This is a genomic window from Streptomyces sp. yr375 (genome assembly GCF_900110755.1).
In the GTDB taxonomy this organism is placed as follows: Bacteria; Actinomycetota; Actinomycetes; order Streptomycetales; family Streptomycetaceae; genus Streptomyces.
In genome coordinates this window covers 115,266-128,615 of record NZ_FOFF01000005.1, presented here as the reverse complement: position 1 = coordinate 128,615, position 13,350 = coordinate 115,266, and the positions used below count along the sequence as shown (strand labels likewise).

Genomic DNA, 13,350 nt, shown 5'->3' with positions numbered 1-13,350 from the left:
GGTCGGCGGGCCTTGCCGCCGCGCCGTGCGGTGTCGCGCCGTACCGTGCGCTGCCGTGCCACCGTGACCGGGTGAGGCACCGGAGACGATGGCGCGGGCTGAGCCGCGCCGCCGGACCCGGGCCAGCGTGCCCTGTCGCCGCGCCGCGCCGTGTCGTGCCTCGCCGCGCGTTGCCGCGTTGCCGTGATCCGGTGGGGCGTCGGGGAGGATGTGGAGGCAATAGGGTGGAGGATGCCTGAAGTCTTCCCCGGCTCGTCCGTTCGCCCGCATCGTGGGGCGGGTCGGAAGCGGGGAGGCAGACCGTTCGCTCCGCCGCGCAAGAGGCGGTGCCGCGCCGAGGAGTCAACTGCCGTGTCGGACCCGATGCGCCCGCCCGTCTCCCACCCCAGCACGCAATCGACGTCGCAGCGCTCCGCCCCCTCCCGGCCCCGCGCCTCACTCCGTACCGCCGTGGTCTGGGAGGTCCTCCAGGACGCCCTCGAACGCCGGGTCAAGGCGACCGGTCGTGCGTCGCTCGACGTCCTCGACACCGGCGGCGGCAGCGGCAACTTCGCGGTGCCCGTCGCTCTCCTCGGGCACCGGGTCACCGTCGTCGACCCCAGCCCCAACGCGCTGTTCGCCCTCGAGCGCCGCACCGCCGAGGCCGGCGTCGCCGACCGCGTGACGGGCGTCCAGGGCGACGCCCACGGCCTCTTCGACGTCGTCGACCGCGGCGGCTACGACGCCGTCCTGTGCCACGGCGTCCTGGAGTACGTCGACGACCCGGCCGACGGCGTCCGCAACGTGGTGGCCGCGCTGCGCCCCGAGGGCGTCCTCAGCCTCCTCGCCGCCGGCCTCGGCGGAGCCGTGCTCGCGCGGGCCCTCGCCGGTCACTTCAAGGAGGCCCGCCAGGCGCTCACCGGCCCCGACGGCCGCTGGGGCGCCGGCGACCCCGTGCCGCGCCGCTTCACCGCCGAGCAGCTCACCGAACTCGTCGAGGGCGCCGGCCTCAGGGTCGGCTCCGTACACGGCGTGCGGGTCTTCGCCGACCTCGTCCCCGGCGTCCTCGTGGACACCGAGCCCGGCGCCCTGGAGGCCCTCCTGAAGCTGGAGGAGGCCGCCGCCGAACTCCCCGCCTTCCACTCCGTCGCCACCCAGCTCCACGTGCTCGGCGAGACGCGGGGGACCGAAGCGACCTGAGCGCCTCCCGGGGCGTACCCCTGATCAGGGCCTTGGCCGCGCATGGAGTACGCCACAGGCCCCCCGTTCGGGCGCGGTGCGCCGTATGATCTAAGGAGACCGCCCGGCATGACGGGTCGGCCGCCGGGGAATGGAATCCTCAGCGAGCCGGTACGTCCATGACGGGCTCCGGTTGGCCAATTGGCGTAGAGGGGCGGGTTTCACGGGGGCGATTCCCTGCCTATCCTGAAGGGACCCCCCGGGTCGCCCCGGCGACTGCACGATGAGGAGGACTCCGTGCCGCTCTCGGAGCACGAGCAGCGCATGCTCGAGCAGATGGAGCGAGCGCTGTACGCCGAAGATCCCAAGTTCGCGTCAGCGCTCGAGGGAAGCGGGCTGCGTACGTACACCCGGCGGCGGGTCTACCAGGCGGTCGCTGGCTTCCTCGTGGGAATCGCGCTCCTCATGGCCGGTATGGTCGCCAAACAGGTCTGGCTGAGCGTGGTGGGCTTCCTCGTCATGCTGGGCTGCGCCGTGCTCGCCGTGACCGGCTGGCGCAAGGCACCCAAGCCGGGCGAACAAGCCGCGGCCGGCGCCCCGGGCGCCCCGCACACCCGAGGCCAGAGCCGGCAGAAGCGCTCCATGATGGACCGGATCGAGCAGCGCTGGCAGCGCCGCCGTGACGAACAGGGCGGCCACTGACACCGCCCACGTAGACGCATACGCAACGGATACGTACACGTACACGTACGGACAGCGTTGAGGGGGGCGACCACCCGGCCGGGTGGTCGCCCCCCTCAACGCTGTCCGTCCTCGGCTCTCAGGCCTCAGCCGCTCTGCTCGCCGGACGGCCTCCGCACCAGTGCCGTCAGACGGGCCGCGCAGGACGCCTTGGCGGTCGTCCAGCGGTCGGTGAGGGCCCAGACCGCGCGGACGGCCGAACGCGGCGCGACCACGGCACGCGTGCGCGTGCTCCAGCCGGCCTTCTCCCGCAGGGCCGCCCGGACCGTACGGACCTCGTCGGCCAGCCCGGCCTCGGCCCTCGGCTCCGGGGCGTACAGCACCTGCTCCACGGCGCTCGCGACCCGGTGCACCGCACGGCCCACCGTGTCGTCCAGCTCGCCGATCCGGACGATCCGCGCCGCCGCACGGCGCGGGGTCAGCGCCTCGTCCGGCTCGATGCCGAAATCCCACGCCGTGTCCGTGAGCTCGCGCCACACCGCCAGGACATGCCCGGCGGCCGCCTCACCGGCCTCGCCCGCAGGCACGTCCAGCAGCACCGCGGGACCGGCGTCGTCCGGCTGCCCGCCGCCACTGCCGTCCCCGCCGCCCTTGCGCCGGCCCGGGGGCGACCCGGCCGCCGCGGACGCGGAGTGCTGGGCGGCCGCCAGCCGCACCGACCGCCGCCGCAGCCGCCACAGCATCGGCAGCAGCGGCAGGCCGAGCACCGCGACCCCCAGCACGGTCCAGCCGGCGATCTCATACCACGGGATACCGCCGCCGCCCTGCCCCGCCTGGTTCACCGGCAGCGCGCCCGCGCAGCCCTCCAGCTTCTTGTCCTGGGCCGAGCAACTGGCGCTCGCCGACGGCTGGGCCGACGGCGCCGCGTCCGCCGAACGCGAGGCCTGCGGCAGTTCGGGGAGCGTTTCGCCCGAGGTGTCCGGCAGCGTGTACGTGGGCGTCGTGCCCCGGGTCGGGGTCGGCTCGAAACGGGTCCAGCCCACGCCCTCGAAGTACAGCTCCGGCCAGGCGTGCGCGTCCTTCAGGGTCACCGCCACCGAACCGTCCGCCTGCGGGGAACCCGGCGCGAAGCCCACCGCGACCCGCGCCGGTATGCCCAGCGTGCGGGCCATCGCGGCCATCGCGAACGAGAAGTGCACGCAGAAGCCCTGCTTGTCCCGCAGGAAGCGGGCGATCGCGCCCGGCCCGCTGCCCACCTCGACCTGGGTGTCGTACTCGAAGCCGCCCGTCAGCGCGAAGTAGTCCTGGAGCGCGACCGCCTTCTCGTAGTCGCTCGTGGCGCCCTTGGTGATCCCACGGGCCTGCTCCGCCACCACCGTCGGCAGGGAGTCGGGGACCTTGGTGTAGTCCCGGAGCACCGAGCCGGGCGCCTTGGGGGCCGCGGCCAGTTGCTCCGCCGTCGGCTGCACGTCGAGGCTCGTCACCTGGTACGTCTTGCCGCTGGTGGTCTGGCCGTGGTCGCCGACGAGGGTCATGCCGACCGGCTCGTACCGCCAGTTGCCCTTGACCTGCACGCCGCTGGGCGGGTACGGCATCGGCAGCCAGTCCTGGCTGTAGTCCTCGGCGGCCGCGATCCGGGTCGTGATCTCCGTGCGCTTGACGGCGGGGCCCAGGCCGGTGGGCGTGGGGAACTCCTCCGGCACGGTGACGATGTGGCGCTTCGCCGGCTTCCACGTGATGCCGTCGAAGTCGTCCAGCGACACGATCCGCAGGTACAGGTCGGACGTGTTGGCGGTGTTGGTGCGCAGGGTCAGGACCGTGCGGTCGTCGTTCACGTTCAGACTGTCGCGCAGCGACACCAGCGGGTTGACCGCGGAGATCGTGCCCCCGCTGCCGTTGCCCGCGCCCACACCGGTGCCCGCGCCGCCCAGCAGGCCGCCCTGTATCGCCGGCAGCGGCAGCAGCGGCACCACCAGGGCGACGCCCAGCGCGGCCATGCCGATACGGCGGCCGGTGCGCACCGGCGCCACCGGGCCCGGCTGCCCGCCCGCGCCGCGCGGGGTGCCGCCGAAGACCCGGCCCCACTGCGACAGCCGCTCCCGGCCCTCGGCGAGCAGCAGCATCAGATAGCCGGCGGCGGCGGCCAGGAACCACAGCCAGTCGGCCGCCCCGTCGGACAGGCCCGCGGCGACCGAGTACAGCGCCAGCAGGGGCAGCCCGGCCGGGGCCGCGTTGCGGAACGTCACCGCGAGGGTGTCCACCGCCAGGCCGATCACCAGCACCCCGCCGAGCACCATCAACTGGATGCCGTCGGACAGCGGGGCCGGTATCGCGTACCGCCCCACGTCGTCGGCGCCCGCCCGGAGCAGGTCGCCGAAGTGCCGGAAGGCCTCCGGGCCGGGGACCAGGCCGGCGACGGCGTACTGCCGGGCGAAGACCACGGTCAGCAGCATCAGTGTGACCAGGCTCTGGGCGGCCACCGTCAGCGGCCGGGCCAGCGGCACCCGCCGGGTCGCCGCGCCCACCGCGGACTGGATCGCCAGCAGGAACACCGCCTGGAGCAGCCAGGTCGCCGGCTCCACCAGGGGCAGCAGGGCGCACGAGGCCAGCAGCGTCGCCGCCGCCGAGCACAGTGTCAGTCGGGCCCGCCCGCTCATCCTCTTCCCTCCCCGCCGCCCGCCGTCAGCACGCCCGCCCGGTCGCCGTCCGCCTGCCGCCACAGCTCGGTCACCGAAGCGCCCCGCGGCACGCTCACGGCCGTCCAGCCCGCCTCGCGCAGCAACCGCAGCCGCTCCTCCTGCCTCTTCATCGGATCGGGCCCGCCGTTCGGTTCACGCATCCAGCCGTCGCCGTCCAGCACGAAGGCGACCGCGCCCCCGCTGCGCTGGCGCATCTTCGCCGCCACCGCCGCCTGCTCCTCGTCGAGATCGCCGAGGAAGGCCACCAGCAGCCCTTCGTTGCCGCCGCGCAGCACGTCGTAGGCCCGGGACAGGCCCGTGCCGTCGGAGTGGTCGAGCACCGCGAGGGTGTCCATCAGCAGCCCGGCCGCGTCCGCCGACCCCTGGTTCGCGCCGGTGAACCCGTCGGCGCCCTCGCCGGGCACCGAGGTGCCGGTGTCCGTCAGCAGCCGTACGGAGAAGCCCCGTTCGAGCATGTGGACCAGCACGGACGCGGCGCCCGAGACCGCCCACTCGAAGGCCGAGTCCGGGCCCGCGTTCTCGTAGGCCAGGCCCCGGGTGTCCAGCAGCACCGTGCAGCGGGAGCGCTGGGGCTGTTCCTCGCGGCGCACCATCAGCTCGCCGTAGCGCGCGGTCAGACGCCAGTGCACGCGGCGCAGGTCGTCGCCGTGGCGGTAGCCGCGCGGGATCACGTCGTCCTCGCCGGCCAGGGCCAGCGAGCGCTGCCGTCCGTCGCCGTACCCCTTGGCCTCGCCGGTCAGCCGGACCGGCGGCAGCGCCTCGACGCGCGGTATCACCGTCAGCGTGTCGTACGTCGAGAAGGAGCGGGTCAGTTCGCACATGCCGAACGGGTCGTTCAGGCGGAGTTGGAGCGGGCCCAGCGGGTAGCGGCCGCGCAGGTCGGAGCGGACCCGGTAGGACACCTCGCGGCGGCCGCCCGCCTCCATCCGGTCCAGGACGAAGCGGGGGCGCGGGCCGAGCACGTACGGCACCCGGTCCTGGAGCATCAGCAGGCCGGTGGGCAGCCGCGAGACGTTGTCCATCCGCAGATGGACGCGGGCCTCGCTGCCGGCGGGCACGCGCGCGGGGGACAGCCGGCGGCTGCCGGCCACCCGGTAGCGGGTGCGGTAGACGACGGCCGCGCAGATCAGCGGCAGGGCGGCCAGCAGCAGCCCGACCCGCAGCAGGTCGGGCTGGCCGAGCACGTAGGCGCAGACGGCGGCCGCGACGCCGGCGGCCAGGAAGGAGCGGCCCCGGGTGGTCAGCCCGGCCAGGGCCGTCCGCACGCCGCCCTTCTCGCCCCCGCCGCGGCCGGCGGACGGCTGCCCGGTCCCCCCGGCGGTCATCACAGCCTCCGCGGCTGCTGCTGGCCGTAGGCCTGCGTGCCGTGGCCGAGCCCGTACCCGTGCTGCTGCTGGGAGGCCGCGGGCACCGGGGTGCGCTGGATGATCTCCTCGACGACCTGCTCCGCCGTGCGGCGGTTGAGCTGGGCCTGCGCGGTGGGCAGCAGACGGTGCGCGAGGACGGCCACGGCCAGGTTCTGCACGTCGTCCGGCAGCGCGTAGTCCCGGCCGCTGAGGGCGGCGGTCGCCTTCGCCGCGCGCACCAGATGCAGCGTCGCGCGCGGGGAGGCGCCGAGTCTGAGGTCGGGGTGGGTGCGGGTGGCGGAGACCAGGTCGACCGCGTAACGGCGGACCGACTCGGCGACGTGCACACCGCGCACGGCGTCGATCAGCTTCAGGATCTCGTGCGCGTGCGCGACCGGCTGGAGGTCGTCCAGCGGGCTGGTCCCGCCGTGCACGTCGAGCATCTGCAGCTCGGCCTCGGGGCTCGGGTAGCCGATGGAGACGCGGGCCATGAAGCGGTCGCGCTGGGCCTCGGGCAGCGGGTAGGTGCCCTCCATCTCGACCGGGTTCTGGGTGGCCACCACCATGAAAGGGCTGGGCAGCTCGTACGTCGTGCCGTCGATGGTGACCTGGCGCTCCTCCAACGACTCCAGGAGCGCCGACTGCGTCTTGGGCGAGGCGCGGTTGATCTCGTCGCCGATCACGATCTGCGAGAAGATCGCGCCCGGCTTGAACTCGAACTCCCGGCGCTGCTGGTCCCAGATGGACACCCCGGTGATGTCCGAGGGCAGCAGGTCGGGCGTGAACTGGATACGGCGCACCGAGCAGTCGATGGACTTCGCCAGCGCCTTGGCGAGCATCGTCTTGCCGACGCCCGGCACGTCCTCGATGAGCAGGTGCCCCTCCGCGAGGAGCACGGTCAGCGAAAGCCGTACGACCTCGGGCTTGCCCTCGATCACTCCCTCCACCGAACTGCGGACCCGCTCCACAGTGGCGGTCAGATCTGTGAGGCTCGCTCGCTCGTCATAGGTCGTCACCCGGCCCTCCTCGGCCCAAAACTTTCTCCGGGCCGACGCTCTGTGCGGCAAACCGGCCCACCCCGAATCACGGACGCCGATCGCAAACTGCTCAGCGTGGCGTCACACCCGCATTCTTGCTGCCGTTACCGATTCGTGTCACTCGCCTGTGGACAACTGTTGGCGATATGTCGGTGTTATGGCTTTTCGGGCGTCCGAGGGGCGGATATCCACAGCGTAACGACAGTGATGTCGCGGATTACGAGGGGTCGATCTCGCGCAGCAGACCGGTCTTCACGTCGAACACGAAGCCGCGTACGTCGTCGGTGTGCACCAGGAACGGCGAGGTGCGCACCCGCTGCATCGACTGCCTGACGTCCTGGTCGACGTCCCGGAACGCCTCCACGGCCCAGGCCGGACGCTGGCCGACCTCCATCTCCAGTTCGTGCCGGAACTCCTCGGTGAGGGTCTCCAGACCGCAGCCGGTGTGGTGGATGAGCACGATGCTGCGGGTGCCCAGCGCGCGCTGGCTGATGGTGAGGGAGCGGATCACGTCGTCGGTGACGACCCCGCCCGCGTTGCGGATGGTGTGGCAGTCGCCCAGTTCCAGCCCGAGCGCGGCGTGCAGGTCGAGCCGGGCGTCCATGCAGGCCACGATCGCGACGTGCAGGACGGGACGGGCGTCCATCCCGGGGTCGGAGAACGCGGCGGCGTACCGTTCGTTCGCCTCGACGAGGCGGTCCGTGACGGTGCCGTCGGTTATGGCGCCTTCGGGCCCTACGGGAACCGATGCAGAAGTCGTCATAACCATGACGGTACTGGTCACGCCCGTTCCGGTCCTCCTGTGAGATGGGAAAAAGAGCGTCATCACGTCCCCTTTGTGAGGTAAGCCACAAGGGTAGGGGGAGAGGCGCCCCGCACGGGCCGCGCCGCACAGGCCGGTTGATTGACCGCGAGACACCGTGGACTAAAGTGACGCGAAGCGGGAGGCGACGATCTCCCTGCTGGACTGAATCCCGTGAGACCCCGGCCCCGTTGCCGGAGATCTCCCCGCGGCGCCGGCAGGCCTTCCCTTCACGAGGGGGCGTGGACCCGGCGGCGCGTACCGACCCGCCGGAATCCCGGAATCTGAGAGGGCCCCAAAGTGGAAGGGCGCGAAGCGCATTCGAATAAGGGTGGCGGCGGGCGACGGGTGGGACAGAGTCGACACGTCCCGGTGATGCTCCAGCGGTGCCTGGACCTGTTGGCCCCCGCCATCGAGCGGCCCGGAGCGGTCGTCGTCGACTGCACGCTCGGTCTCGGCGGGCACAGCGAGGCCCTGCTGACGCAGTTCCCCGAGGTCCGGCTCGTCGCCCTCGACCGCGACAAGGAGGCGCTGCGCCTGTCCGGCGAGCGCCTCGCCCCCTTCGGCGAGCGCGCCACCCTGGTGCACGCCGTCTACGACGAGCTGCCGGACGTACTGGAAACGCTCGGCCTCGCGCGCGTGCAGGGAGTTCTGTTCGACCTCGGCGTCTCCTCCATGCAACTCGACGAGGCCGACCGGGGCTTCGCCTACGCCCAGGACGCGCCGCTCGACATGCGAATGGACCAGACGACCGGCGTCAGCGCCGCCGAGGTCCTCAACACCTACCCGCCCGGCGAACTCGTGCGGATCCTGCGGGCGTACGGCGAGGAGAAGCAGGCCAAGCGGATCGTCTCCGCGGTCGTGCGCGAGCGCGTCCAGGAACCTTTCACCAACAGCGCACGCCTCGTCGAGCTGATCCGCGACGCGCTGCCGCAGGCCGCCAAGCGCACCGGCGGCAACCCCGCCAAGCGCACCTTCCAGGCGCTGCGCATCGAGGTCAACGGCGAACTGTCCGTCCTGGAGCGGGCGATCCCGGCCGCCGTGCAGGCGATCGACGTCGGCGGGCGGATCGCCGTCCTGTCGTACCACTCGCTCGAAGACCGGCTGGTCAAGCAGGTGTTCGCGGCCGGCGCCGCCAACACCGCGCCGCCCGGGCTGCCGGTCGTCCCCGAGCGTTACCAGCCACGGCTCAAGCTGCTCACCCGTGGTGCCGAACTTCCCAGCGAGGAAGAGGTCGCCGAGAACCGGCGCGCCGCCCCGGCACGACTGCGCGGGGCCGAGCGAATCAGGGAGTCCATCGAATGACGGGCGTGAGCCGAGGGTCCGCAACTCCACCCGGGGGTGGGCGCGTGCAGAGGAAACCCGAACTGAAGGGGAGGGCCGCCCGGTTCGCGCGGCTCTTCCCGGCCGGCCCGCGGCAGGCGGCCCGCACGCCGTTCGTCCTCCTCGTCGTCCTCCTCCTCGGCGGCGGTCTCATCGGACTGCTCGTCATGAACTCCGCGCTCAGCGAGGGCTCGTTCAAGATGGACGACCTCCAACGGGACACCAAGAGCCTCACCGACGAGGAGCAGGCCCTCCAGCGCGACATCGACGCCTACTCCGCCCCGGACGCCCTCCAGCGCCGCGCCCGCGAACTCGGCATGGTCCCCGGCGGCGACCCGGCCTTCCTGAACCCCGACGGCACCGTGAAGGGCGTCCCCTCGCCCGCCGCCTGGCTGCCCGTCCAGGACGCCCCGCTCCTCGTACCACCGCCGGAGGCCCTCTCGCTCGACCCGGCGACCGGCTCCTCGCCGTCCCCCGCCGCGCCCGCGCCCCTCGAGCCCCCGGTCCAGAGCCCCGACCCGACCGCAGCCACCCCCGAGACCCCCGGCAGGTGACGGAAGTGTCCGACAGGGAACCGCCGCGCCGGCGCGTGCCCGGCCCCGCCCGGCCCGTACGCCCCGCCTCCGCCCAGCGGCGCCCGGGACCCGGCGCCCGCCCGGCCCGCCGTCCGACCGCCCCCGCCCCCCGCCCCGCGCCCGCCCGCGTGATCCGGCTGGGCAGCCCCCGCCCCCGGCTGCGCATGGTCGGCCTCGCGCTCGCCCTGGTGCTCCTCGCCTTCGTGGTCCGCCTCCTCCAGGTGCAGGCCGTCGACGCGAGCACCTACACCGCCAAGGCCGAGCAGAACCGGTACATCGGCCGGGTGCTGGCCGCCGAGCGCGGCGAGATCACCGACCGCGGCGGCATCGCCTTCGCGACCAGCGAGGACGCGTACGACATCACGGCCGACCCCACGATGTTCAACCGCAAGCAGCTCAAGGTCGACGACGGCCCCGAGCAGGCCGCCGCGCTCCTCGCGCCGATCCTCGGCCAGGAGCAGTCCGCGCTGGTCAAGAAGTTGCGGCCGAAGGACCCGGCCGCGCGGTACACGATGCTGGCCGGCCGCCAGACCCCGCAGGTCTGGAAGCAGATCAAGGACCTGAAGTCCGCGCTCGCCACGAAGGCGGAGTCGGACCGCTCCACGGTCAACGTCCTCGCCGGCGTCCTCGCCGTGCCCAGCACCAAGCGCGTGTACCCCAACGGCGAGCTGGCCGCCGGGATACTGGGCTGGGTCAACGCCGACGGCAAGGGCGGCGGCGGGGTCGAGCAGCAGTTGAACACCACCCTGGCCGGCCAGGACGGCAAGATCCGCTACGCCCAGTCCGGCGGCCGCCAGGTGCCCACCGCGGGCTCCACCGAGACCCCGGCGGTGCCCGGATCCGACGTCGAGCTGACGATCGACCGCGACATCCAGTGGGCCGCGCAGAACGCCATCACCGAGCAGGTGAAGGAGTCCGCGGCGGACCGGGGCTACGTCATCGTCCAGGACACCCGCACAGGCGAGATCCTCGCGATGGCCAACTCGCCCGGCTTCGACCCCAACGACCTCTCCAAGGCCCGAGCCGCCGACCTGGGCAACCCGGCCGTCCAGGACGCCTACGAGCCCGGCTCCACCGCCAAGGTCATGTCGATGGCCGCCGTCCTGGAGGAGAACGCCGCGACGCCGCTGACGCACGTCACCGTGCCCAACCGGCTGCACCGCGGCGACCGGCTCTTCCAGGATGACATCGACCACGCCACCTGGTACCTCACCCTCAACGGCGTGCTCGCCAAGTCCAGCAACATCGGCACCATCCTGGCCACCGGCCAGCTCGGCAAGACCCAGCCCGAGGCCAACCGGGTCCTCTACTCCTACCTGCGCAAGTTCGGCATCGGCGGCCCCACCGGGCTCGGCTTCCCCGGCGAGACCAAGGGCATCCTCGCCGGGCCCGCCGCCTGGTCGACCTCGCAGCAGTACACGATTCCTTTCGGCCAGGGCATGTCCCTGAGCGCGCTCCAGGCGGCCTCCGTGTACTCGACGATCGCCAACGGCGGGGTCCGCGTCGCGCCCACCCTGGTGCGCGGCACCAAGGGGCCGGACGGACGCTTCACCCCCGCCCAGGCGCCCGCGCAGTCCCGGGTCGTCAGCCAGAAGACGGCGAAGACCCTCGCCCACATGCTGGAGTCGGTCGTGGACGACGAGGAGGGCACCGGCGCCAAGGCGCGCATCCCCGGATACCGCGTCGCGGGTAAGACCGGTACCGCCAACCGAGTGGATCCGGCCACCGGCACCTACAAGGGCTACACCTCGTCGTTCGCCGGGTTCGCGCCCGCCGACAGCCCCCGGGTCACCGTGTACTGCGCCATCCAGAACGCCACCAAGGGCAGTTACTTCGGCGGCCAGATCTGCGGTCCCGTCTTCAAACAGGTCATGGAGTTCGCCCTGAAGACCCTCCAGGTCCCGCCGACCGGCGCGAAGGCCGCGAACCTCCCGGTCTCCTTCACCCCCTGACCGCCCCGCACCGCTCCACCTCGTCCCGCTTGCCCGCCTCGCCCGCCTCGCCCGCCTTCGACCCCGACCGCACTGTTCAGCGCCGAACAAGCCAGGAACCAGCCCGTGACCATGATCACTCCCGACCCCGGGAACCCCGCACCGCGCGCGGCGGCGGTCGAGCCCTCGCTTGGCCCGCAGGCCGGTGCGCCCGGTACGCTCACCGCCGTGCCACACGCTGATCAGTACCAAACCGCTCAGAAGGGCGCTTCCGTGACATATCCCGGACCGCCCAGGCCGGTCCAGGTCTCCGCCACACCCCTCGCGGAGCTCGCCGGCCAACTGGGTGCCGAACCGCCGCGGAGCGCCGCCGTCGAGGTCACGGGCATCACCCACGACTCCCGCGCGGTGCGCCCCGGCGACCTGTACGCCGCCCTCCCGGGCGCCCGCCTGCACGGTGCCGACTTCGTCACGCAGGCCGCCGGCCTCGGCGCGGTCGCCGTCCTGACCGACCCCGCCGGCGCCGAGCGCGCCGCCGCGACCGGCCTGCCGGCCCTGGTGGTCGACGACCCGCGCGCGCGGATGGGCGAACTCGCGGCCACCATCTACGGCCGCCCCGGCCGTGGTCTGCTCCAGATCGGCATCACCGGCACCTCCGGCAAGACCACCACCGCCTACCTCGTCGAGGGCGGCCTGAAGTCCGTCAAGTCCACCGGTCTCATCGGCACGGTGGAGACGCGCATCGGCGAGGAGCGCATCAAGTCCGAGCGCACCACCCCCGAAGCCACCGACCTCCAGGCCCTGTTCGCCGTCATGCGCGAGCGCGGCGTCGAGGCGGTCGCCATGGAGGTCTCCAGCCACGCGCTGGTCCTCGGCCGGGTCGACGGCTGCGTCTTCGACGTCGCGGTCTTCAACAACCTCAGCCCGGAACACATGGAGTTCCACTCCGACATGGAGGACTACTTCCGGGCCAAGGCACAACTGTTCACCCGGAAACGCAGCAAACTCGGCGTGGTCAACTTCGACGACGCGTACGGCCGTCGGCTGGTGGCGGAGGCCGAGGTCCCCGTCGTCACCTTCTCCGCCGAGGGCCACCCGGACGCCGACTGGCGCGCCGTGGACGTCGAGATCGGCCCCATGGACTCGGCGTTCACCGTCGTGGGCCCGGACGGCGCCCGGTTCGCCGCCAGGTCGCCGCTGCCGGGCTCCTTCAACGTGGCGAACACCCTCGCCGCGATCGTCTCCCTCGCCGCCGCCGGCCTCGACCCGCAGACCGCCGCCGACGGCGTCGCCGCCGTGCCGGGCGTGCCGGGCCGGCTGGAGCGGGTGGACGCCGGGCAGTCCTACCTCGCGGTCGTCGACTACGCCCACAAGACGGACGCCGTCGAGTCGGTCCTGAAGGCGCTGCGCAAGGTCACCAAGGGCCGGCTGCACGTCGTCCTCGGCTGCGGCGGCGACCGGGACAGGACCAAGCGCGCCCCGATGGGCGCCGCCATGGCGCGGCTCGCCGACACCGCCGTACTGACCTCCGACAACCCCCGCTCCGAGGACCCCCTCGCGATCCTCGCGACCATGCTCGAGGGCGCGGCGTCCGTGCCCGCGCACGAGCGCGGCGAGGTGCTGCTGTTCGAGGACCGGGCCGCGGCGATCGCCGCGGTGGTGGCCCGCGCGCACACCGGGGACACCGTGCTGGTCGCGGGCAAGGGCCATGAGCAGGGCCAGGACATCGCCGGCGTCGTCCGTCCGTTCGACGACCGCCAGGTGCTACGCGAAGCTATCCAGCAGACCCAGGGATGAA

10 protein-coding genes are annotated in these 13,350 nt (G+C 73.0%); 6 read left to right on the top strand and 4 right to left on the bottom strand.

What is annotated here, in order from left to right:
• Window positions 1–351: 351 nt before the first annotated feature.
• Together BMZ82_RS08005 and BMZ82_RS08000 are read left to right on the top strand one after the other, a co-directional pair.
• Window positions 352–1,179: a methyltransferase gene (locus BMZ82_RS08005; RefSeq protein WP_177244426.1), complete on the top strand. Its 828-nt coding sequence runs from the start codon at window positions 352–354 to the stop codon at window positions 1,177–1,179.
• A gap of 276 nt (window positions 1,180–1,455) precedes the next feature.
• Window positions 1,456–1,860 carry a DUF3040 domain-containing protein gene (locus BMZ82_RS08000; protein WP_093773196.1) on the top strand — a complete coding sequence of 135 codons (405 nt, stop codon included), beginning with the start codon at window positions 1,456–1,458 and terminating at the stop codon, window positions 1,858–1,860.
• 125 nt (window positions 1,861–1,985) lie between these two features.
• Here BMZ82_RS08000 and BMZ82_RS07995 read toward each other — a convergent pair whose 3' ends face one another.
• From BMZ82_RS07995 to BMZ82_RS07980, 4 genes are all read right to left on the bottom strand, one after another.
• Complete coding sequence (locus BMZ82_RS07995; protein WP_093773194.1) at window positions 1,986–4,496, bottom strand: transglutaminase TgpA family protein; 2,511 nt, start codon at window positions 4,494–4,496, stop codon at window positions 1,986–1,988.
• Entirely contained in the window at window positions 4,493–5,863 is a 1,371-nt protein-coding gene (locus BMZ82_RS07990) for a DUF58 domain-containing protein (RefSeq protein WP_093773192.1), read from the bottom strand. The genes BMZ82_RS07995 and BMZ82_RS07990 overlap by 4 nt, the downstream gene beginning before the upstream one ends.
• Entirely contained in the window at window positions 5,863–6,900 is a 1,038-nt protein-coding gene (locus BMZ82_RS07985; RefSeq protein ID WP_093773191.1) for an AAA family ATPase, read from the bottom strand. Before BMZ82_RS07985 ends, BMZ82_RS07990 begins: the two co-directional genes overlap by 1 nt.
• A 238-nt stretch (window positions 6,901–7,138) precedes the next feature.
• Window positions 7,139–7,684: a beta-class carbonic anhydrase gene (locus BMZ82_RS07980; protein ID WP_093773189.1), complete on the bottom strand. Its 546-nt coding sequence runs from the start codon at window positions 7,682–7,684 to the stop codon at window positions 7,139–7,141.
• Between the two features lie 387 nt (window positions 7,685–8,071).
• Between BMZ82_RS07980 and rsmH the strand changes: the two genes are divergently transcribed.
• The 4 genes from rsmH to BMZ82_RS07960 all read left to right on the top strand — a co-directional run bounded on the left by rsmH (window position 8,072) and on the right by BMZ82_RS07960 (window position 13,349).
• Window positions 8,072–9,028, top strand: coding sequence for a 16S rRNA (cytosine(1402)-N(4))-methyltransferase RsmH (gene rsmH, locus BMZ82_RS07975; RefSeq protein WP_093773187.1), 957 nt, complete (start codon window positions 8,072–8,074; stop codon window positions 9,026–9,028).
• A gap of 44 nt (window positions 9,029–9,072) precedes the next feature.
• Window positions 9,073–9,600, top strand: a complete 528-nt coding sequence (locus BMZ82_RS07970) for a cell division protein FtsL (protein WP_093773185.1) — start codon at window positions 9,073–9,075, stop codon at window positions 9,598–9,600.
• 5 nt (window positions 9,601–9,605) lie between these two features.
• Window positions 9,606–11,573 (top strand): peptidoglycan D,D-transpeptidase FtsI family protein, encoded by a 1,968-nt coding sequence (locus BMZ82_RS07965; RefSeq protein WP_371271173.1) that lies wholly within the window; start codon window positions 9,606–9,608, stop codon window positions 11,571–11,573.
• A 105-nt stretch (window positions 11,574–11,678) separates the two neighbouring features.
• Window positions 11,679–13,349 carry a UDP-N-acetylmuramoyl-L-alanyl-D-glutamate--2,6-diaminopimelate ligase gene (locus BMZ82_RS07960; protein ID WP_371271172.1) on the top strand — a complete coding sequence of 557 codons (1,671 nt, stop codon included), beginning with the start codon at window positions 11,679–11,681 and terminating at the stop codon, window positions 13,347–13,349.
• Window position 13,350: the final 1 nt, after the last annotated feature.

What these genes read in the sequence shown, in the direction of transcription:
- BMZ82_RS07995 (WP_093773194.1), bottom strand. Translation starts at nt 4,496, where the DNA reads ATGAGCGGGCGGGCCCGACTGACACTGTGCTCGGCGGCGGCGACGCTG.
- BMZ82_RS07990 (WP_093773192.1), bottom strand. Translation starts at nt 5,863, where the DNA reads ATGACCGCCGGGGGGACCGGGCAGCCGTCCGCCGGCCGCGGCGGGGGC.
- BMZ82_RS07980 (WP_093773189.1), bottom strand. Translation starts at nt 7,684, where the DNA reads ATGACGACTTCTGCATCGGTTCCCGTAGGGCCCGAAGGCGCCATAACC.